The following is a 21,692-nucleotide window of genomic DNA, read 5'->3' on the forward strand; positions in this document are numbered from 1 at the left end:
CACCACCGCTCCGCTTCTCTGGTGCGGGGGGGGGGGGGGGCGGGGCCCCCCCCCCCCCCCCCGGGGGCGGGGGCGGGGGGGGCGGGGGGGCGCGGCGCCCGCCCGCCGGCCCCCACCACCGGCTCCAGCAGCAGCGGGATCCCCACCACCGGCAGCAGCCAGGCCAGCACGATCAGCCGCTCACCCCAGATGTTGATGTCGGGATGCCCGGCCTGGGTGAGGATCCCGGTGAACGCGGCCGCCAGCAGGAAGCAGCCGAACGCGGGCCGCCGCAGCGCGCCCCACGACCCGGCCGCCAGCGCCGCCAGGAACAGCGGATCCATGAACTGCCGCCGAACCCACTCGATCCAGAAGCTCGCCTCCAGATGCAGGAACTCCGGCCACGGATGCGCGCGGTCCGGCCGGTGGAAGTGGTCGGTGAGAAGGTCCTGGAGGCTCTCCGACTCGGACGGGTAGTGCAGCAGCCGCGCCAGGAGCACCGTGCCCAGCGCGGCACACCAACCCGTCACCGCGATCGCCACGACCCCGCGCCCCACGGGGCGCCCGCACAGGCGGCGCCGTACGGCCACCGCCGCGCCCGCCGCGCCCAGGCACAGCCCGAGGAACAGCGACTGCGAGTGCTTCACGGCGAACAGCGTGAGCAGGGAACCGGCGACCAGGGCCGCCCCGGCCCGGGGCCTGCGGTTCAGGGCCAGCGCGCAGCCCCACACCGCCGCCAGCGTCAGCGCCAGCATCAGGCCCTCGGCCATCGGACGCATGGCCGTCGTACCGCACGGCAGGACGCAGTACAGGCTTTGGCCGGCCAGCGCGAACGGCACCGGCACGGACAGGGTGCGCAGAACCAGGAAGGCGAGGATCCCGCCCGCGGCCGTGACGGCCACGCTCGCCAGCCATACGCCCCAGGTCACGCCGAACACCTTGACGAACGGCAGCAGGAACAGCGGATACCCCGGCCGCACCTCGAAGATCCGCCTCAGCCGGGGGGCCACGAACGGCGCGATGTGCCCGTCCGTCTGCCCGGCCCGCAGCCGCCGCTCCACCAGCCCCCCGTCGTCGGCGCGGCACTCCGCGAGCACCCGCCGGGTGGGACTCGCCCGGTGGAAGCGCACCACGTCCACGCTCTGGCCGCGCCGCGCGAGCGACGCCCGGCCCGCGCAGGCCCAGTCGATGGTGGCCGCGGCCGCCGCCCGCTTGCCCGCGCCCCCCAGGGTCAGCGCGTACGACACGTAGTTCTTGGAGTCGGGCGTGTCCCGGCCGGTGACGTTCGCGAGCTGGAGCACCGCGAAGACGGCCGCAAGGACCAGGACCCAGGTGCGCGGCCTCATGTCGACGCGAGCAGGTCGTGACCGGCGGCCGGACCCGGCACCCTGGCGGCCTCCGCGTCGGGCACGCTCTCGCCGAGCATCAGGTTCCGCACGACCCGCTCGGCCGCCCGTCCGTCGTCGAACTCGCAGAACCGCGACCGGAACTGCGTCCGCAGCCGCGCCGACTCCTCGTCCCGCCACGCCCCCGAGGCGAACAGCCACGCCAGCTCACGGTGGGAGCGCGACACATGGCCCGGCGCCTCGGTCGTGATGTCGAGATAGGCGCCCCGGCTCGCCGTGTACGCACCCCAGTCGTCGGCGTGCACGACGCTCGGCCGGTCGAGATTGGCGTAGTCGAACATCAGGGCCGAGTAGTCGGTGATCAGCGCGTCGGAGGCGAGCATCACCTCCTCGACGTGCGGCTCGTCCGTCGCGTCCACCAGCACCCCGCGCCGGTGCAGCTCGGCCAGGCCCATGCCGCGCGCGGGGCCGGTGGCCAGGGACGGGTGCAGGCGTACGACGAGGGTGTGGCCCTCGCCCAGGTCGGCGGCGAGCCGGGCCAGGTCGATCCGGTCCACGTGGCCGCCCCGGCAGTAGTCGCGGCGGGTCGGCGCGTACAGCACGACGGTGTGGTCGTCCGGGATGCCGTACCGGAAGCGGAACCCGGCCCCGGTGTCCTCCGCCGGGTCGACCAGCACGTCATTGCGCGGGCTGCCGGTGCGCACCGAGGTGAAGTGGCAGGGGTACGCCCGCTCCCACACCAGCTCGGAGTGGCGGTTGGCGACCAGGCTGTAGTCCCAGCGGTCGGCCCGGCGCAGCATCTGCGGCACGTCGAAGCCGTACCGGGCGCCCGGCTTGCCCAGCAGGTCGGCGCCCATGTACTTGAGCGGGGTGCCCTGGTGGGTGTGGATGTACACGCTGCCGGGGCGCTTGGCCAGGCTGCCGGGCCAGTTGACGTTGTTGACGAAGAAGCCCGCCCGCGCGGTGACCGCGAAGTAGCGCGGTGTGTCGAGGAGCACGTGCTCCACATCCGGGGGCAGCTGGGCGGCCTGTTCCTCGTCCCGCACCACCCACACCCCGCGGATGTGCGGCGCGATCTCCCGCGCCTTGCGGTACACGGCTGCCGGGTCGCCGAGGACCCCGAGGTGCGAGAACGCCGAGTACACGGCGAGGTCCGGGTCCAGGGCGCGGCGGGCCTGCAGCCCCGACCAGGCCCGCTTGACCTGCCAGGCCGCGGCCTTGCGGACCTGGAGCCCCCGCCGCCCGAACTCCCGGCCCGCCCGCCCGGCCTGCCGCTTCACCAGGTACGCCGGGTAGCTGCCCGCCAGCAGGGCGACCTCGCCGTCGATCCGCGCGTCCTCGGGTTTGTGCCCGCGGAACATCTCCGCCGTACGCCGGAAGAACTCAGCCTTGTCGGACGGCGGCAGCCGGTCGGGCTTGGCGAGGATGTCGAGACAGTGCTCGCCCATCTTGCGGTGCAGATAGGGACGCCAGGTCCACAGCTCCGGATGGTCGTCGACGTACGCGAAGACCCGCGCGTACTGGTCGTGGACGTCGAAGTGCTTGCGGCTGGTGGTGGACAGGATGTTGCCCTGGCGGCGCTGACGGTAGTTCAGGCAGATCCGGTCGAGGGCCGCGATCCGTCCGGCGGTGAGCATCACCGGGAAGGTCCAGGGTGTGTCCTCGTAGTAGCCGGGCGGGAAGCGGAAGCCGTTCTGTTCCACGAACTCGCGGTTGTAGACCTTGTTCCACACCACCATCAGCAGGTCGAGGATCTCCGGGTGTTCGGCGGCCGTGAAGGTGCCGTCGCCCGCCTCGGCCAGCACGTGCGCGAGGACGTTCCGGCGCGTCCCGCCCCACCAGTAGGTGCGCGCGTAGTCGAAGACCAGCACGTCCGGGTCGCCGCTCTCGTCCAGACGGTCGGCGATGGCGCGCAGGGCGCCCGGGGTGAGGGTGTCGTCGCTGTCGAGGAAGAACAGGTAGTCGCCGGTGGCGTGCGGGAGCCCGGCGTTGCGGGCCCGGCCGAGCCCGACGTTCTCCGGCAGGTGCAGCACCTTCACCCGTGTGTCGCGGGCCGCGTACTCGTCGAGGATCGCGCCGCAGCCGTCCGGGGAGCAGTCGTTCACGGCGATCAGTTCGATGTCGTGGAACGTCTGGTCGAGGACCGAGTCGAGGCACTCGCGCAGGAAGCCCTGCACCTTGAAGCAGGGGACGATGACGCTGAAGCGGGGCACGGCGGGGTCAGCTCCTCACGAGGGTCGCGGCGGCGGGGGCGGGGATGCGCTCCGCGAGCGGGATCACGGGCGGGATCGCCTCCGGCGGCTGGCCGAGCAGCACCCGCCGTACGACGCGCTCGGCGGCCAGGCCGTCGTCGAACTGGCAGAACCGCTCCCGGAACGCGGCCCGCAGCGCCTTGGAGCCCGGGCCCGCGTACGAGCCGTCGCGGAAGACGCGGGCGAGTTCCTCGGGAGTCCGGGCCACCGGGCCCGGCGGCGCCTCCATCAGATCGAAGTAGACACCCCGCGTCTCCCGGTACACCTCCCAGTCGTCGGCGTACACGACGATCGGCCGGTCCAGGTTGGCGTAGTCGAACATGATCGACGAGTAGTCCGTGACCAGCGCGTCCGCGGCCAGGCAGACGTCCTCCGAGGAGCGGTGCGCGGTGACGTCGATGATCCGGCCGTCGCTCCCGCCGCGCCCCCGGTCGTAGAAGTAGTGGGCGCGCAGCAGCACGACGACGTCCTCGCCGGCCGCCTCGCAGAAGGCCTCCAGGTCGAGGCCGGTCTCGAAGCCGGTGTGGTGGTCGCGGTGGGTGGGGGCGTACAGCACGGCGGTGCTGCCCTCCGGGACGCCCAGCTCCCGGCGGACGCGCGCCACGTCGTGGGCGGTCGCCGTGCAGTAGACGTCGTTGCGCGGATAGCCGTACTCCAGCGCCTCGTACGAGCCGGGGAAGGCGCGCTCCCACATCTGGGTGGAGTGGCGGTTGGAGGAGAGGTTGAAGTCCCAGCGGTCGACGCGGCCGAGGAGCTTGGCGAAGCTGCCGGTCTGCGCGGCCACGACCGGGTACGTCGACTGGTCCACGCCCATCTTCTTCAGCGGAGTGCCGTGCTGGGTCTGCACATGGACGCTTCCCGGCCGTTTGACGACCCCCTCGGCGAAGTTGGCGTTGTTGATCAGGTACTTGGCGCGGGCCAGCACCTCCCAGTACCGGCGGCTGCCGATCACCGCGTAGTCGACGTCGTCGGGCATGGTGTGCGCCTGGTCGGGCTCGACCAGGAACACCGACCGGATGTGCGGGGCGAGTTCGCGGGCCTTGGCGTGGATCGCGGCCGGGTTGCAGGCGTAGCCGCGGCCCCAGTAGGCGCAGTACACCGCGAGGTTCGGGTCGATGGGGCGACGCAGGTGGCCGCGGTAGAGCAGACGCGTGCGCAGCATGCGGGGGCGCGGGAACCTGCCCCGGGCTCTCGACTTCGCTCGAGCAGGGGGGACCCCCATGACGGCCTTGGCCGCCGACCGGTTGGCGGCCCGCAGCGCACGGAACGCGGTGTACGCCCCGGCGGTCAGCAGGCGGTGCTGGACGCCCAGGCTCCCGCCCGGCACCCGGAACCCGGCCGGGCGGTGGCGCCGGTGGAGGTGGCGGGCGCGGCGGAAGAAGGCCCGGTGCCCGGAGGGCAGCAGCTCGGGCCGGGAGGCCGTCTTCAGGACGGTGGCGAAGAGCTGCTCGAACAGGGGGCGCGTCCGCTCGCCGGGGAGCCCCTGCTCGGCGGCCCGGGTCAGCACCAGGTCCACCTGGTCCAGGAGGTCGTGCTGGTGCACGCCCGGCAGGTTGAGCCGGCTGCCCTGCCGCCGCAGCCGGTGCCTGACGAGGACCGAGCGCAGCACCGCCAGCCGGTCCGCGGCGACGGAGGTCAGCCCGCCCCAGCCGATGTCCGTGAAGTGCCCGTCCGGAAAATCCAGTCGGTGTTCGACGACGAAGGAGCGGCGGTATGCGGCGCTCCACGCCGGCAGCCGGACGCCGGTGAGCAGGGGGGCCTGGTCCGGGGAGAACGCCCCGTCCGGGGTCCTCGCCAGGATCGGGGCCGCCGGGTTGCCGGGATCGCCCTCCCACCAGGGCGTCCGCTCGTGCTCGAAGTACAGGACGTCGACGTCGCCCGTCCGGGCGAGCCGGGCGTCGAGGGCCGCCAGTGCTCCGGGCATCAGCACGTCGTCACCGTCGAGGAACAGCAGATACGCGCCCGTCGCCGCCCGCGTCCCCGTGTTGCGCGCCCCGCCCAGACCGGCCGAGGGCGGCGAGTGCACCGGGGCCACCCGGGAGTCCCGCTCGGCGTAACCGGCGGCGACGCCGGCGGCCGGGGAATCGGGCCCGTCGCAGACCGGGATCAGCTCCAGGTCGCCGAAGGACTGTGCGAGGACCGAGTCCAGCGCCTGGGACAGCCGGCCCGCGACCCCATGGGACGGGACGATGATGCTGAAGCGGGGCATTCTGCTCTTTCTGTTGTCTGTCCTGGCGCCCAGGCCTTGTCGTCCTGGGCTCAGGCCGTACGGACGCGGCCCGGCCGCCCGGTCGGCCGCAAGGTGGACGGCCGGGTCGGGGTGGGCCGCGAAGTGCTGGGGGGCATGGGAACTCCCGGTAGGGGAAACGGCGTTCAGCGGCTCTCGGTGACGGGGACGGGCCGGGAAGGTTGCGGCACGGTTGCGAGTGGGGAGCGCGCGAGAGCCGAGGCCGCCGACGGCACCGGGTGGCGTTCGGCGAGCGGTGTGAACGGAGGCACTCTCTCCATCTGGCCCAGCACGACATGCCGGACGACCCGCTCGGCGGCGCGTCCGTCGTCGTACGGGCAGAAGCGCTCCCGGAACGCGGCCCGCAGCTGGGCGGAGCGCGAACCCCGCCAGTGGCCGCTCGCGAAGATGTCGATCAGCTCGTCCTCGCTGCGCGCGACCGCGCCCGGCGCGAGGTCGCCCACGTCGAAGTAGGTGCCGCGGGCCGCCTCGTACGCCTCCCGGTCGGCGGTGTGCACGACGATCGGCCGGTCCAGGTTGGCGTAGTCGAACATGATCGACGAGTAGTCGGTGACCAGCGCGTCCGAGGCGAGGCAGAGCGACTCGACGCTCGGGTGGTTGGTGACGTCGATGATCCGGCCGCTCCTGGCCTCGGCGAGCGGGCCGTCGTGCCAGTAGTGGGCGCGCGTCAGGATCACGAAACGCGGGCCCAGGCGGCGCAGGACGCGCTCCAGGTCGAGGGCGGGGCTCTGGGTGCGGCGGTAGTCGCGGTGGGTGGGGGCGTAGAGGATCGCGACCGAGCCCTTCGGGATGCCCAGCTGCTCGCGCAGCCTGGTCACGTCCGCCGAGGTGGCCCGCTGGAAGACGTCGTTGCGCGGGTAGCCGTACTCCAGCGTGGTGTAGCTGCCCGGGTAGACCCGCTCCCAGGTCAGGGTGGTGTGGCGGTTGGCGGAAAGCACGTAGTCCCACTTGTCGACACCGCGCAGCAGTTCGGCGAAGTCCGTGTCGCGGGCGGCCGCCGGGCGGTCCTGGAGATCCAGGCCCATGTGCTTGAGGGGGGTGCCGTGCTGGGTCTGGATAAACACCTGGCCGGGGCGCTTGCGCAGGCGCCGGTCGAAGTTGACGTTGTTGACCAGGTACTTGGAGCGGGCCAGCGCCGTCCAGTAGGCGGCCGTGCCGGGCCGCAGTCGGCGCGGGCCCGGCGGAATCGTGTGCTGGTGTTCGGTGTGGGCGATCCACGACGTGCGGACGTGCGGGGCGCGGGTGCGGAAGGCGGCCTCCAGCGCGCCCGGGTTGCAGCCGTGGCCGCGCCCCCAATAGGCGCTGAAGACCGCGCGGTCCGCGCGCAGCGGGAGCCGCAACTGCACGCGGTAGTGCAGCTGGAGGACGGCAGCCCACAGGGCGCGGGCGAGCCCCGCGGCGAGCCGGCGGACACGGCGGTGCGCGGCCGTCGCCAGCCACAGGGCGCGGTAGGTGCGGTGCAGGCCGAAGCGGACCAGGGTGTGGCGCAGCCGGGAGCGCAGGGGGACCTGCGTGCCGCGGACGCGGTAACGGCGGTGGTGTGCGCGGGCCTTGCGGAGGAACTCGGCGCGGCTGTCGCGCGGCAGCCGGTCGCGCTTGGTGAACACCGTCGAGAAGTGGTCGATCATGCGGGGGAACAACACCGGCTTCCACCGGGCGAGTTCGGGCCACTCCTCGATGAACGCGAACACCCGGTCGTACTGCTCGAAGATGTCGAAGTGCTTGCGGCTGGTGGTGGACAGGATGTTGCCCTGCCGGCGCTGCCGGTAGTGCACGCACACCCGGTCGAGCGTGGCGATGGACTCCGCCGCCATCAGGACCGGGTAGGTCCAGGGGGTGTCCTCGTAGTAGCCCGGCGGGAACCGGAAGGCGTTCGCCTCGACGAACTCCCGTCGGCAGGCTTTGTTCCAGGCCACCATCAGGACCCGCAGCAGCCCCGGGCGGTCCTCCAGGCGGAAGGGGGCCGGGCCCTGTTCGGTCAGCTGGAGCGCGAACTTGTTGCGGGCCGCCTCGCCGGTCCAGTGGGTGCGCGCGTAGTCGTAGACCAGGACGTCCGGTTCGCCGGTCTCCTTGATCCGGTCGGCGATCGAGCGCAGCGCGTCCGGGGTGAGGGTGTCGTCGCTGTCCAGGAAGACCAGGTAGTCGCCCCTGGCGTGCTCCATGCCCGCGTTGCGGGCGCGGCCCAGACCCAGGTTCTTGGGCAGGTGCACGGCGCGTACGCGCTCGTCACGGGCCGCGTACTCGTCGATGATCGCCCCGCAGGCGTCCGGCGAGTGGTCGTCGACGGCGATCAGTTCGAGGTCGGGATAGGACTGGGACAGTACCGAGTCCAGGCACTCGTGCAGATACGCCTGGACCTTGTACGCGGGGACAATGACACTGAACCTGGGCAAGGGACATCCATGGGTCGGTCGGTGCGGGCGTTGTGCCCGGGAACGGCCGATGGAGTGACTTGGTTACGGTTCGTACGGCATGTGGGGGACACCGACGCGGACGGTGAAGGGCGAGCCGTCCTGCCGGGTCGCCCCGAGGACGTATCCTTTCCGCCGCTTTCCGCCGCTTTCCGGCGGCTACTTGACCGCCCCCGCCATCACACCCGACACGAACTGCCGCTGGAACGCGAAGAACACGGCCAGCGGGATCACCATGGAGATGAACGCGCCGGGCGCCAGCACGTCGATGTTGTTGCCGAACTGGCGTACCTGGGTCTGCAGGGCCACCGTGATCGGCTGCGTGCCCGACTTGGTGAACACCAGCGCGACCAGCATGTCGTTCCACACCCACAGGAACTGGAAGATGCCCAGGCTCGCGATCGCGGGCCCGCCCAGCGGCATCACCACCCTTGCGAACAGCCGCAGTTCACCGGCGCCGTCCAGCCGCGCGGCCTCCAGCAGTTCCCGGGGGATCTCCGCGAAGAAGTTCCGCAGCAGGAACACCGCGAACGGCAGGCCGAAGCCCACATGGAACAGGATCACTCCGAGGATCGTCCCGAACAGGCCGATCTGGCCGAAGAGTTCGGCGATCGGGATCAGCGCCACCTGGACGGGTACGACCAGCAGGCTGACCACGGCCAGGAACCACCAGTCGCGGCCCGGGAACTCCATCCACGCGAACGCGTACCCCGCGAGCGAGCCGATGACTACGACCAGGACCGTCGCCGGAACCGTGATCAGGACCGTGTTCCAGAGGGAGTTGGTGATGTCGCTGTTCTCCAGGAGCTTCTGGTAGCTGTCGAAGGTGAGCTGGGAGGGCCTGCCGAACACCTCCCACCAGCCGCTCGCGCTCATGTCCTCCGGGGCGCGCAGCGAGGAAACGAGCAGACCGATGGTCGGCACCAGCCAGAACAGGCCGACGACCAGGAGGAAGGCGCGCACCAGCCCGCCGCTGAGCTTCCCGGCGATCCGCGAGCCGAGCGACCGCCGGGCCCTCACCGTCCCGGCGGGGGCCAACTTGCCGATGCTTCCGGCGTGCGTCGTCATCGCCTGCCCTCCCGCCGCAGCCTGCGGATGTTACTGCGCGTTCCCGGGGGGCAACCCCCGGACCCCCGGCCGACGCAAGGCACACGTGTTCTCATCGCCTGCCCTCCCGCCGCAGCCTGCGGATGTTGAACCACATCACCGGGATCACCAGCAGCAGCAGGAACACCGCGATCGCGCTCGCGATGCCCGGCTGGTCCTCCGCGAAGCCCTTCCGGTACAGCTCCAGGGCGAGCACGTTCGCGTCGTCCTGGGACGAGCCCGGCGCGATGATGAAGACCAGGTCGAAGACCTTCAGCACGTTGATCATCAGCGTGACGGTGACGACCGCGAGGACCGGGGCGAGCAGCGGCACCGTGACCTTGCGGAACACCTGCCACTCGTTCGCCCCGTCGACGCGGGCGGCCTCCAGCAGCTCCCGGGGCACCCCCGCGAGCCCGGCGGCGATCAGCACCATCGCGAAACCTGCCCACATCCAGACGTACGACCCGATGATGGCGGGCGTGACCAGCGACGGGCCGAGCCAGTCGACGCCGTTGTACGGTTCCTTGAAGTTGCCTGCCGGAAGCCGCAGCCGGGCCCCGTCGGCCGCGGCGGGAAGCGTGAAGGTGCCGTCTGCGGCCGCCTTCGCCGAGGCCACCACCTCGCCGTCCTTCACCGCCTCGATCCGCATCCCGGAGTAGCCCAGCTCGGACGGGTCGGGGGCGCCCAGCCTGCCGACGCCCTTGCCGCGCGTGAAGTCCTGCCAGGTGGAGCCGGTGATCTTCCCCGGTTCGGGCTTCGCGGCCACCGCCTTCCTGGCGCTGCCGGGCATCTGGTCGGGAGCCACGCCGACGAGGGGCAGGGTGACCGACTCGCCCGTGTGCACGGTCGCCGACGTGATGAAACCGCCCGCGTCCGGCTTGAGCGGCGACTCGCGTCCCGGGTGCGCCTTGGGGAATGCCGACGACTGGGCGAAGGTGTCGTGGATGCCGACCCACACGGCGTTCGCGACACCCTTGTCCGGGTCCTGGTCGTACACCAGCCGGAAGATGATGCCGGCCGCCAGCATCGAGATCGCCATCGGCATGAAGACGACCAGCTTGAACGCCGTTCCCCAGCGCACCCGTTCGGTCAGCACCGCGAAGATCAGGCCGAGGGCCGTGGAGACCGTGGGTGCGAACACCACCCAGATGATGTTGTTCTTCAGGGCCGTGCGGATGCCGTCGTCGGTGAACAGGGCCTTGTAGTTGTCGACTCCGGTGAATCCGTCGCCCGAGGAGTTGTAGAAGCTGCGGACGACCGAGTACCCGATCGGGTAGACCACGAGCGCGCCGAGCAGGACGAGGGCGGGCAGCAGGAAGAGAACTGCCACGGTCCTGCGGGTGCCGGTCACGCTCTTGCGGCTCTTCGGCGCGGCAGGGGCCGGTGGGCCCCCTGCCGCCGCTGCCGACGTCATCGCCGGATCAGCTCCCGCCGCCGTACGCCGCGGCCGCGTCCTTCTCCAGCTTCGCCTGGGCGCCCGCGACGTCCTTCGGATTCTTCAGGAAGTCCTGGAGGTCCTTCCACTCGCCCTTGCCCGGGGTGCCGCCGAAGGCCTGCGGGGCCTGGTCGGACATGTCGAAGCGGAAGTCGTCGCCCGAGGCGATCAGGGCCTTGGCGATCGTCTGCTGCACCGCGTTCGGGTACGCCGAGGCCGGCACGTTCTTGTTCGGGGAGAGGTAGCCGCCCAGCTTCGCCTGGATGGTCGCCGCGTCCGGGGAGGCCAGGAAGGTGGCCAGCGCCTGCGCCCCCTTGGAGTCCTTCAGGATGACCGCCGCGTCGCCTCCGGAGACCACGGGTGCGGTGGAACCGACCGACGGGAACGGGAACACCTTCGCGTCCGTGCCCACCTTCGCCTTGGTCTCACCGATGTTGACCTGTGCGAAGTCGCCCTCGTAGACCATGGCGGCCTTCGGCTGGTCGCCGCCGGTGAAGGTCTGGGTGACCGAGGCCGGGAACTCCGTCTGCAGCGCGCCGTCCGCGCCGCCCGCCACGTAGTCCTTCTTGCCCCAGATCTGGGCGAGCGTGGTCAGCGCCTGCTTCACGGAGGGGTCCGTCCACTTGATCTTGTGCTGGGCGAGCTGGTCGTACTTCTCCGGGCCGGCCTGGGAGAGATAGACGTTCTCGAACCAGTCGGTGAGGGTCCAGCCGTCGGCGCCGCCGACGGAGAACGGGGTGACCCCGGAGTCGTAGACCGCCCGCGCGGCCGTCAGCAGCTCCTGCCAGGTCTTCGGCTCCTTGGCGCCCGCGTTCGCGAACGCCTTGGCGTTGTACCAGATCAGCGACTTGTTGGCGGCCTTGTAGTAGACGCCGTACGGCTTGCCGTCGACCTTGCCGATGTCCTGCCAGCCCTGCGAATAGTTCTTGGCGAGCTCCGCCTGCGCCTCGGCACCGAGCGGCTTTGCCCACTTCTTGTCCACGGCCTGCTTGATGGCGCCCGGCTGCGGGAGGAGCGCTACGTCCGGCGGCTGACCGCCGGCGATCTTGGAACCGAGGAAGTTGATGATCGGGTCCTGGGCGGGCACGAAGGTGACCTTGGCCCCCGTGCGCTTCTCGAACTCCGCGAGGACCTGTTTGAAGTTCTTCTGCTCCTGACCGGTCCAGACGGCGGCGACCTCCAGGCTCACGCCGTTCAGCTTGGGGAGGGTGACGGTGGAACCGGTCTCCGTGGCGCCGGAGCTCTTTCCGCCCTTGTCCTTCTTGTCGTTGTCGCTGCCGCCACAGGCGGTGAGCGCGAGGGCTCCCGCGAGGAGCGCGGCGAGTGTCGTGACGGCCCTGTTTGTCCGGATGGTGTTGCTCTTGCTACGCATCACTGCCCCGTTCTTCGTTCTCCGTTGAACGTCCGAGCGCTGTCCCGTGCGGTCCGGTCTACGCCTGGCTGCTTGAAGGCGGCAAGAGCGCCTGCATTGTCAACCGGAGGATCGTGACCGCGTCGTGATCGGTGAAGTAGTGATCGGCCAAGTCGTGGTCGGCGAACAGGTGTTGATGCGGGCCGCGCTGGAGCGTGGTCTACGGCTACCCGCTTCGGCCTGGCCGGAACGGACGCGTCCTCGATCGCCGGACGGCCCGGGAGATTGCGGCCGTTACAGAAGCGACGGTATCTCCGTGGCCGTCACTTCCCGCGCCGCCCGCTCCACGGCACTGGCCAGCAGCGCCAAGTCGGTCGGCCCGTTGCCCAGTTCGCGCACCGGGCGGCGGGCCGGCGGGTCGCCCATGCGGTGCCATTCCAGGGTGACCACCGTGGGGCGCTGGGTCGCGGTGCGCGGGATACGGCCTGTCACACGTCCCCCCTGGAACGCGGTCACCCGCCCGTCCGCCGAGGTCAGGCGCCCGCGCCCGGGGGCCGGTTCGTCGGGTCCGCAGGCCGGGGCGTCCAGGGTCACGCGGAGGGTGGCCCGGCGGGCCGGTTCCGTCTCCACCGTACGGCCGCCGAGCCCGGTCGCCGCCACCAGGTGCACGCCGAGCCGGTCGCCGTCCTTGGCGACCGCCTCCAGCGCCCGTATGACGGAGCCCGCGGCGGGGCGTCCCGGCGAGCCGAGCGCGGGGGAGACCAGCGCGTCCAGGTCGTCCACGACCACCACGAGCCGCGGCAACGGCGGTGCCGCCTCGGTCTGCTGACGGGCCGTCGACGCGGGCCGCAGCCGCAGCGTCGAACTGGGCGGGGCGTCCAGGTCCCCGGTTCCCGACGAGGCCGGGCGCCCGTTCACCGTGCGCTGCGTGACCATTCGGCCCGACACCTCGCGGCGCGCGTGCCACTCGGCGAAGTCCTCCCGCCCGAGCAGTTCGGCCCGCCGCTTCAGCTCGGCGCTCAGCGACTGGGCGAACTCCCTCATCCGGACGGGGTCGTTGGCGCCGAGGTGGGTCGTGACGTGCGGTATGTCCGTACAGACGCGCAGGCCCTCGCCGTGGCCGCCGGACGTGCCGACGCCGTCCCGGCCGTCGATCAGGATCACGCCCAGCCGGTCGGGGCGCTCGGCGGCGGCGAGAGAGGCGACGAACGACCGCAGCAGTTCCGTCCGGCCGCTGCCCGAGGGCCCCTCGATCAGCAGGTGCGGTCCGTCGGCCACCAGCTCGGCGACCAGCGGTCCGCGCGGACCGGCGCCCAGCACCGCCCAGGCACGGCCGCCCAGCGACTCCGTGTCGTCGGCCGCGTCCGCCCAGCGCGCCATCAGCGACGCGGGGGTCGCGCGGGCGAGCCCCAGTTCGTCCAGCAGCCGCGCCGACAACGGCAGCGGCGTGGCCGCGCGCGCGTGCCGCTCGCCGACGGCGCCGTCCGTGCGCAGCGGCGCCAGCGCCCGCGCGAAACGCTCGGCCCAGGCGGGGGAGACCGCGTCCACGGCGGCGACCGTGCCGGGGCCGACCGGACCCGCCGCAGTGCCGTGGGGGTCCGTCCGCGCCACCCGCATCAGATGCAGCGCCGTGGCCACGTCACCGCCGAGCAGCGCCACGGCACCGCACTCCCGGAACGCGGGCGCCACCGCGCACGCCGCCTCGTACGTCTCCGTCACCGGCGACGCGGGCGAGGCCGGGGCCGTCTCGGCGAGGCACAGCACGTGTATCCCGGCCCGCGGCCCCTCCAGCGCCAGCCGGGCCACCGACTCGCGCAGGCCGGCGCCGCCCGGGTCGCCGTCCACCACGACCACGGTGTACGGACCGGCGAAGTCGCCCGCCCCGTCCGCGCCGAAGTCGTCCCGCGCCCAGGAGGGCCGCCGGGCCGGACGCCGCTCGCCGTCGGCCCGCGGGACGTCACGCACCGGGGGCCGTCCCGCCGTGCCGGCCGACAGGTGGTCCTCCAGACGGTGCAGAAGCTCCTGGGTGCGGGCCGCGGCCTGCTCACGGTCGTGGGCCAGCAGCAGCCGGCAGTCCTGGCCGTGGCCGGGGCGCACATGGGGGAGCCAGCCGAGCCAGGACCACTCGGCGGTGCGCTCCTCCAGGGGGCGCGCACGGTCGGCGCTGATCAGGACGATCTCCAGCGCGTCGGGGGAGTGCAGCGCGGTGAGCTGCGCCAGCACCGCGCGGGTCAGCCCGGACAGCCGGGCGCGCGGACCCGCCAGGCCCAGCGCGCCCGCCTCGCGCAGATCGGCGGTCACCGGCACGGCGGGCAGCAGGCCCGAGCCGTCCGGCACCGTCCGGTCGGCCGTGCCGAGCCGGACCGTGAGCGTCTCGGGGTGTCCCGGGCCGCGCTCCCACAGCCGCGGGCCGGGGCCCAGCGCCGTCAGCAGCAGCGCCGCCGGGTCCGGCCAGGTCTCCGGTTGCTGCGGAGCACCGGCCGGGGGCGCGGTGGCCTCCGGTGCTCCCTCCTCGCCGTACACCTCCGGTCCGGCTCCCGGCTGTTCCCCGCGACCGCCGGCCAGCCGGCGCGCCCACGCGCCGATCCCGCCGCGCCTTCGCACGCCCTGTGGCACATCCGTGCCGCGCAGGGGGGTGCCCTTGCGGCCGTCCGCGGGGCCGTCCGTACGCGCGCGTGCCCCGGCGGGCGCGCCCGCCGGAGCCGGGCCGTGCGCTGCCGCGCCGGGCAGCCCGGTCCCGAGGGGGGTGTCCGCGCCGCCGACTCCGAGGCGCCCGGCGTGGGTGTCCCCGCCCCGGGTCTCGATCCCGGGCGCGACGGCCTGTCCCGGCACCACCGGCGGTGCCGGGGGCAGGTGGTGCTGGGCGTCGGGACCGCCGCCCGAGGCACCCCAGCCCGCCGAGCCGTAGGAGTGGTGCGTGGACCCGCTGGGGCCGTCCGCGCCCGCGGCGCGCGCCGTGCGTGCGTGACCCGCCGCGCCCGGAGCCACGTCGTCGCCGTCGGCCCCCGGGCCCGCCGGGGTCACCCGTACGCAGCCCTCCCCGTCGGGCACGGTCTCCATCCGCGCCCCCGGTCCCCCGGACGGAGTCAGCCTCAGGGCGGATTCGCCGATCCGCAGAAGGGCGCCCGAAGGGAAGCGGACCGGGTGCGTGCCCACGCGGGTGCCGTCCAGGGCCGTCCCGTTCGTGGAGTCGAGGTCGACGACCGAGACACGGCCGTCGGCGGCCACCGTCACCGCGCAGTGCACGCGGGAGACGTCGGGGTCGTCGAGCGGGACGTCGGCGTCGGCGGAGCGGCCGATCGTGACCTGGCCGCCGTGCAGGAGATGGACCCCGCCCGCGTCCGGGCCCGCGACCACGTGCAGCTGGGTCGGGGCGTCGTCCAGCTCGGGATGCGCCTCGGGTTCGGCGGGCGCGCCCAGGGACAGCACGGCCCCGTCCACCAGCGGGGGCTCGCCGAGGGTACGGCGCCGGGCGTCCAGGCGCTCCGCCCCCGCGTACAGCACGACCGGGGCGCCGCTCGACTCGCGGCCCAGGCTGCCGTCGCCGGAGACCGCCGAGGCCAGCGCCGACGCCACCGCCGCCAGGTCCGTGCCGGCCGGGGCCGTGACCAGCACGTCGCGGCTCGCGGCACGGCCCCGCTGCGGGGCCGTGCCCAGCGGGTCTACGACGGTCAGCCGGATCTGCATCGCCGTCAGCGGTCCCTTCTGCGCGTGCAGCGGACTTCCCCCACCCCGCACGAGCACGTCGGCCAGTACTGCACGCATCCTCGCACCTGACACCGACAATGCGCCCGCGCCCCGGTGACAAGTGATCTTGATTGGTCAGCTCTGCCCCCAAAAGTGCCTGACCAGTACCGTGCCGAGGATCACTTGAGATCGCTCACGTCCGGCCTCGGCAACCACGAGACCGAGCGAAGCGTCTTTCCTTCGAACATGCACGGGAACGCTTACGTAGTGCCTTGGAGAGCGGCACTAGAGTGGGTCGGAACACCAGCAAGCGACAGGGAGCCATGACGTGCGGCCGGTAGGCAGCAAGTACCTCCTGGAGGAGCCGCTCGGACGCGGCGCCACCGGGACCGTCTGGCGAGCCCGCCAGCGAGAGACCGCGGGCGCCGAGGCGGCCGTGCCCGGACAGCCCGGTGAGACCGTCGCGATCAAGGTCCTCAAGGAGGAGCTCGCGAGCGACGCGGACGTCGTGATGCGCTTCCTGCGGGAGCGCTCCGTCCTGCTGCGGCTGACCCACCCGAACATCGTCCGGGTCCGCGACCTGGTGGTCGAGGGCGACCTGCTGGCTCTCGTCATGGACCTCGTCGAGGGCCCTGACCTGCACCGCTACCTGCGCGAGAACGGCCCCTTCACCCCCGTCGCCGCCGCTCTGATGACCGCGCAGATCGCCGACGCGCTCGCGGCCAGCCACGCCGACGGCGTCGTCCACCGCGACCTGAAGCCTGCCAACGTCCTGCTCCAGCAGTACGACGGCCGGATGCACCCGCTGCTGACCGACTTCGGCATCGCGCGCCTCGCCGACTCCCCGGGCCTCACCCGCACCCACGAGTTCGTCGGCACGCCCGCGTACGTCGCGCCCGAGTCCGCCGAGGGCCGCCCGCAGACCTCCGCCGTCGACATCTACGGCGCCGGAATCCTGCTGTACGAGCTCGTCACGGGACGTCCCCCGTTCTCCGGCGGCAGCGCCCTGGAGGTGCTGCACCAGCACCTCAGTGCCGAGCCGCGCCGCCCGTCCACCGTGCCCGACCCGTTGTGGACGGTCATAGAGCGCTGCCTGCGCAAGAACCCGGACGAACGGCCCAGCGCCGAGAACCTCGCGCGCGGGCTGCGCGTCGTCGCCGAGGGCATCGGCGTGCACGCGAACTCGGCGCAGATCGCCGCCGCGGAGGGCGTCGGCGCCCTGCTGGCCCCCGACCCGGCGCCGACCGCCGTGCCGGGTGTGCTCGGGGCCGCCGACCCGACCCAGGTGCTCCCCACGGGCTCCGCGCCGGGCGCGTACGACCCCAACGCCGCGACCAGCGTCCTGCCGCACACCGGCGGTCCCGCCGGCGCCGGTGCCCCGGCGGGCGCGGCCGATCCCACCGCCGTACTGCCGCACACCGGAGCCGCCGACCCGACCGCCGTCATGCCGCCGGTGCCGCAGGGGCAGCAGCCCGAGCAGCCGCACCCCTGGCAGTCCCAGCTGCGCGCGGCCCGCGACCGCAACGAGCAGACGCAGGTCCAGTACCTCGACCCCGACCAGGACCCGCTGCGCCGCCGTCCCCAGCGGCAGGCGGCGCGGCCGCAGCACCAGCCGCAGTCCCGGCCGGCGCCGCAGCAGCGGCCCCAGCCGCGCGGCCAGCAGCGGCCGCAGCAGGGGCCGCCGCCCGGTTACGGCTATCCGCAGCAGCACCAGCCGCAGCAGTACGCCCCGCAGCACCAGCCGCAGCAGCAGCCGCAGCGGTACGCGCCTCCCGCCGCCCCGGCGCAGCCCCAGCGGCCGGCGCGCGAGCCCCGGCAGCGCAGTGCCAACCCGATGAAGATCCCGGGGCTGGGCTGTCTGAAGGGGTGCCTGTTCACGCTGGTCATCCTGTTCGTCGCGGGCTGGCTGATCTGGGACCTGACCCCGCTGCACACCTGGGTCGGCGAGGGCCGGGGCTACTGGCACCAGCTCAAGGACTGGGTCGGCACCGTGTCCAGTTGGGTCAAGGATCTGGGGAGCGGTTCCGGCGGCAACTGATCGCGAGTCTGTGGATTTGTCGACAGCTGGCGGGTGATTTCGGTCTCCGTGGTGAAGGTCGGCTCGTCGGACGCGTACTTTTAACGGCAACACGCGTCTGTAGGAGCAGTCTTGGCACGGAAGATCGGCAGCCGGTACACCGCGAACCAGATCCTGGGGCGGGGCAGCGCCGGCACGGTGTGGCTGGGCGAGGGGCCGGAGGGGCCCGTCGCCATCAAGCTGCTGCGCGAGGATCTCGCGTCCGACCAGGAACTCGTCGGGCGTTTCGTGCAGGAGCGCACGGCGCTGCTCGGGCTCGAGCATCCCAACGTCGTCTCGGTGCGCGATCTGGTCGTGGACGGCAACGACCTCGCGCTCGTCATGGACCTGGTCCGGGGCACGGATCTGCGCACCCGCCTGGAGCGGGAGCGGCGGCTGGCCCCCGAGGCGGCGGTGGCGATCGTCGCCGACGTCGCGGACGGGCTGGCGGCCGCGCACGCGGCCGGGGTCGTGCACCGGGACGTAAAGCCGGAGAACGTGCTGCTGGACATGCAGGGGCCGCTCGGTCCGGGTGGGGCGCACCCCGCCCTGCTGACGGACTTCGGCGTCGCCAAGCTGATCGACTCCCCGAAGCGGACGCGCGCCACGAAGATCATCGGTACACCGGACTATCTGGCGCCGGAGATCGTGGAGGGGCTGCCGCCCCGGGCGGCCGTGGACATCTACGCGCTGGCGACCGTGCTGTACGAGCTGCTGGCCGGGTTCACGCCGTTCGGCGGGGGGCATCCGGGGGCGGTGCTGCGGCGGCACGTGACCGAGACGGTGGCGCCGCTGCCGGGGATCCCGGACGAGCTGTGGCAGCTGATCGTGCAGTGCCTCGCGAAGGCGCCGGCCTCGCGGCTGCGGGCGTCCGAGCTGGCGGCGCGGCTGCGGGAGCAGTTGCCGACGCTGGCCGGGATGCCGCCGCTGGACGTCGACGAGCCGGAGGCGGAGGCGGACGAGGAGGCGGTGGACGAGCCGGCGCCGTCGCCGTCCGCCGGGGCCGGGGAGCAGGCGCGGCGGCGCGGGGCGGTGTCCCTGGTGCCCGGCGCCAAGCCGGACTCCAACCGGGACACGCATACGTCGATGAGGGTGCCGGGGCCCGAGGAGCTGGCCGGGGGTGCGCGGGGGACGGCCCGGGTGCCCCGTGCCTCCGGCGCTCCCCGCCCGGGATCGGCCCGCCATCGCGCGGCGGCCCGGCGTCGGAAGATCACGCTGAGCGTGGTGGGGGCGGTGCTGGCCGCGGCGGTCGGTGTCGGCGCGTGGCTGGCGACCTCGGGGGACGACTCGGACGGGTCCTCGGGGGGAACGCACAGCACATCCACTCCGTGAGGCTGTGATGGGTGGGGTGACCGGGCCCGCCGGGGCTTCGTCCTATGTTTGCCCGCCTGCCCGTCTTTGTGGGCCAGGTGGCCCCCGTCACGGGGCTCTGCCCCGGACCCCCGCGCCCCTGCGGGGACTGCGTCCGCCGCGCGCCTGCGGGGCTTCGCCCCTTGGGGCGGCAGGGCACCGGGCCGTCCCGGGGTCCGCTCCGTTGGACCCGTCCGGCGATTGAGGACGAGTCCGCACGGCCTACGCGGGGTGCCGGGGGCGGCAGCACCCGGGGGCCGGGACCGGGAACGGATGTGCTCGGCGCTGGCCGCCCGGCGGAGCCGTTACGCTGGATGCGTGGCAGTCCTCGATGTATCCGAAGAGCTCAAGTCCCTCTCCTCGACCATGGAGTCGATCGAGGCCGTTCTGGACCTCGACAAGCTGAGGGCAGACATCGCCGTGCTCGAGGAGCAGGCGGCCGCGCCGTCCCTGTGGGACAACCCGGACGAGGCGCAGAAGATCACCAGCAAGCTGAGCCACCTGCAGGCCGAGGTCAGGAAGGCCGAGGCGCTGCGCGGCCGGATCGACGATCTTGGCGTGCTCTTCGAGATGGCCGAGGAGGAGGACGACCCGGACACCCGCGCCGAGGCCGAGTCCGAGCTCGCCGCCGTCCGCAAGTCGCTGGACGAGATGGAGGTCCGGACGCTGCTCAGCGGTGAGTACGACGCCCGTGAGGCGCTCGTGAACATCCGCGCCGAGGCCGGTGGCGTCGACGCCGCCGACTTCGCCGAGAAGCTCCAGCGCATGTATCTGCGGTGGGCCGAGCAGCGTGGCTACAAGACCGAGGTGTACGAGACGTCGTACGCGGAGGAGGCGGGCATCAAGTCCACCACCTTCGCCGTGCAGGCCCCGTACGCCTACGGCACCCTCTCGGTCGAGCAGGGCACCCACCGCCTCGTGCGCATCTCGCCGTACGACAACCAGGGCCGGCGCCAGACCTCCTTCGCCGGTGTCGAGGTGCTCCCCGTGGTCGAGCAGTCCGACCACGTCGAGATCGACGAGTCCGAGTTGCGCGTCGACGTCTACCGGTCCTCCGGTCCCGGCGGCCAGGGCGTCAACACCACCGACTCCGCCGTGCGCATCACCCACCTGCCCACCGGCATCGTCGTCTCCTGCCAGAACGAGCGCTCGCAGATCCAGAACAAGGCCACCGCCATGAACGTTCTCCAGGCCAAGCTGCTCGAGCGGCGCCGGCAGGAGGAGCAGGCCAAGATGGACGCCCTCAAGGGCGACGGCGGCAACTCCTGGGGCAACCAGATGCGTTCGTACGTGCTGCACCCCTACCAGATGGTCAAGGACCTGCGGACGGAGCACGAGGTCGGCAACCCGGAAGCCGTGTTCAACGGTGAGATCGACGGGTTCCTCGAGGCCGGTATTCGCTGGCGCAAGCAGCAGGAGAAGTAAATTTGTCGACTCGGTAATCGGCAATGCCGCCTGCCGAGCCGCCTGGCAACTGCCGCCCTCGAGGCGGCAGTTCTCATTTGTCTGGGTTTTACGTCACAGTCACAGGCTCCACCCACTGGCAAACGCCGCGCAACCGGACAAGGCGCACGCAACGGCCTTGACGTTGCTTTGAAAAATCGGAATGGTAAAGCGCGGCATGCGTATCTCTGGGGCGCATGTGAACCGGGGGACTTGGACGGTTTCGTCGATCCCGTCAGCTGCCTCCGTCGATCACTGTCGGCCCCACGCGCCGCCCATCGACAACAGCTACTGGGGGTAGCAAACATATGACCAAGAAGACCCGGATCCGGATCGCGCGGATAGCCGCCGGTGCCGTGATCGCGGCCGGTGCCTCGCTGACCGCCGCGGGCGCCGCCTCCGCCCTGGACATCGGCGTGAACGTGAGCGTCGACGGGTCGCCGGGCCCCGACGCGACCGAGACGACCCTCCCGACGACGGTGCCGACCGATCCGGCGCCGACCGAGACAACGCTCCCGACGGACGAGCCGACGGACCCCACGGAGGAGCCCACCGAGCCCACCGAGGACCCGACCACGGACCAGCCCTCCGAGGAGCCCACCGCCACCCCGACCCACGGCAACGGCGGCGGCAACGGGCACGGAAACGGCCACGGAAACGGCCACCAGGGCGGCGGTAACAGCAACACCGACCCCGACGGCGGCTCCGGCACCTCCGCGCAGGAGGAGGGCACCTCCGCCCTCACCGACACCTCCTCGGGCACCCAGGCCCAGGGCGGCGGTGACCAGCTCGCCGAGACCGGTGCCGGCCAGACGGCATTCCTGATCGTCGGTGCCGCGACGATGATCGCCGGCGGCATCGGCTTCCGCATCCTGCCGCGGCTCGTCGGCGGACGGGGCGGCGCGGCCGCCTGACGGTAGCCGGTCGCGTACGGAACGTACCCACGTCGTACCGCGAAAGGGGCCGCGGGTAAGGGGCCCCGGCCCCGGGGCCCGGGTGTGGGGGGGGGCCCCGGGGGGGGTGGGCCCCCCCCCCCCCCCCCCCC

General features: G+C 72.8%; 12 protein-coding genes. 4 read left to right on the plus strand and 8 right to left on the minus strand.

Annotated elements, in window-relative coordinates; translation table 11 throughout:
* The 8 genes from ACFW2E_RS00585 to ACFW2E_RS00620 all read right to left on the minus strand — a co-directional run.
* Window positions 1-1,325 (minus strand): hypothetical protein (locus tag ACFW2E_RS00585; RefSeq protein ID WP_384459130.1); only part of this gene is annotated, 1,325 nt, incomplete at its 3' end.
* A complete protein-coding gene (locus tag ACFW2E_RS00590; RefSeq protein ID WP_384459133.1) occupies window positions 1,322-3,538 on the minus strand; it encodes a CDP-glycerol glycerophosphotransferase family protein in 2,217 nt (738 codons plus the stop codon). The genes ACFW2E_RS00590 and ACFW2E_RS00585, both read right to left, overlap by 4 nt.
* Before the next feature lie 7 nt (window positions 3,539-3,545).
* A complete protein-coding gene (locus tag ACFW2E_RS00595) occupies window positions 3,546-5,786 on the minus strand; it encodes a CDP-glycerol glycerophosphotransferase family protein (RefSeq protein ID WP_384459135.1) in 2,241 nt (746 codons plus the stop codon).
* A gap of 164 nt (window positions 5,787-5,950) precedes the next feature.
* Entirely contained in the window at window positions 5,951-8,218 is a 2,268-nt protein-coding gene (locus ACFW2E_RS00600; protein ID WP_384459137.1) for a CDP-glycerol glycerophosphotransferase family protein, read from the minus strand.
* Window positions 8,219-8,395: 177 nt separating this feature from the next.
* On the minus strand, window positions 8,396-9,304 hold the full coding sequence (locus ACFW2E_RS00605) for a carbohydrate ABC transporter permease (RefSeq protein ID WP_384459140.1): 909 nt from the start codon (window positions 9,302-9,304) through the stop codon (window positions 8,396-8,398).
* Between the two features lie 91 nt (window positions 9,305-9,395).
* Entirely contained in the window at window positions 9,396-10,739 is a 1,344-nt protein-coding gene (locus ACFW2E_RS00610) for a carbohydrate ABC transporter permease (protein ID WP_384459143.1), read from the minus strand.
* A gap of 7 nt (window positions 10,740-10,746) precedes the next feature.
* On the minus strand, window positions 10,747-12,132 hold the full coding sequence (locus ACFW2E_RS00615) for an ABC transporter substrate-binding protein (protein ID WP_384459146.1): 1,386 nt from the start codon (window positions 12,130-12,132) through the stop codon (window positions 10,747-10,749).
* Window positions 12,133-12,405: 273 nt separating this feature from the next.
* The gene (locus tag ACFW2E_RS00620; protein WP_384459243.1) at window positions 12,406-15,798 is read right to left on the minus strand and encodes an FHA domain-containing protein; all 3,393 of its coding nucleotides are present in this window, start codon (window positions 15,796-15,798) and stop codon (window positions 12,406-12,408) included.
* A gap of 328 nt (window positions 15,799-16,126) precedes the next feature.
* Here ACFW2E_RS00620 and ACFW2E_RS00625 point away from each other — a divergent pair, with 328 nt between their 5' ends.
* From ACFW2E_RS00625 to ACFW2E_RS00640, 4 genes are all read left to right on the plus strand, one after another.
* Window positions 16,127-17,836 (plus strand): serine/threonine-protein kinase, encoded by a 1,710-nt coding sequence (locus ACFW2E_RS00625; RefSeq protein WP_384459149.1) that lies wholly within the window; start codon window positions 16,127-16,129, stop codon window positions 17,834-17,836.
* Between the two features lie 111 nt (window positions 17,837-17,947).
* A complete protein-coding gene (locus ACFW2E_RS00630) occupies window positions 17,948-19,186 on the plus strand; it encodes a serine/threonine-protein kinase (protein ID WP_384459152.1) in 1,239 nt (412 codons plus the stop codon).
* Window positions 19,187-19,522: 336 nt separating this feature from the next.
* Entirely contained in the window at window positions 19,523-20,629 is a 1,107-nt protein-coding gene (gene prfB, locus ACFW2E_RS00635; RefSeq protein ID WP_384459155.1) for a peptide chain release factor 2, read from the plus strand.
* Window positions 20,630-20,955: 326 nt separating this feature from the next.
* Window positions 20,956-21,561, plus strand: a complete 606-nt coding sequence (locus ACFW2E_RS00640; RefSeq protein ID WP_384459158.1) for a hypothetical protein — start codon at window positions 20,956-20,958, stop codon at window positions 21,559-21,561.
* Window positions 21,562-21,692: the final 131 nt, after the last annotated feature.

The sequence above is a fragment of the Streptomyces sp. NPDC058964 genome (genome assembly GCF_042741275.1).
Classification (GTDB): domain Bacteria; phylum Actinomycetota; class Actinomycetes; order Streptomycetales; family Streptomycetaceae; genus Streptomyces.

Coding starts and splice junctions, on each gene's coding strand:
- ACFW2E_RS00610 (WP_384459143.1), bottom strand. CDS start 10,739: ATGACGTCGGCAGCGGCGGCAGGGGGCCCACCGGCCCCTGCCGCGCCG.
- ACFW2E_RS00620 (WP_384459243.1), bottom strand. CDS start 15,798: ATGCAGATCCGGCTGACCGTCGTAGACCCGCTGGGCACGGCCCCGCAG.
- ACFW2E_RS00640 (WP_384459158.1), top strand. CDS start 20,956: ATGACCAAGAAGACCCGGATCCGGATCGCGCGGATAGCCGCCGGTGCC.
- ACFW2E_RS00615 (WP_384459146.1), bottom strand. CDS start 12,132: ATGCGTAGCAAGAGCAACACCATCCGGACAAACAGGGCCGTCACGACA.
- ACFW2E_RS00605 (WP_384459140.1), bottom strand. CDS start 9,304: ATGACGACGCACGCCGGAAGCATCGGCAAGTTGGCCCCCGCCGGGACG.
- ACFW2E_RS00595 (WP_384459135.1), bottom strand. CDS start 5,786: ATGCCCCGCTTCAGCATCATCGTCCCGTCCCATGGGGTCGCGGGCCGG.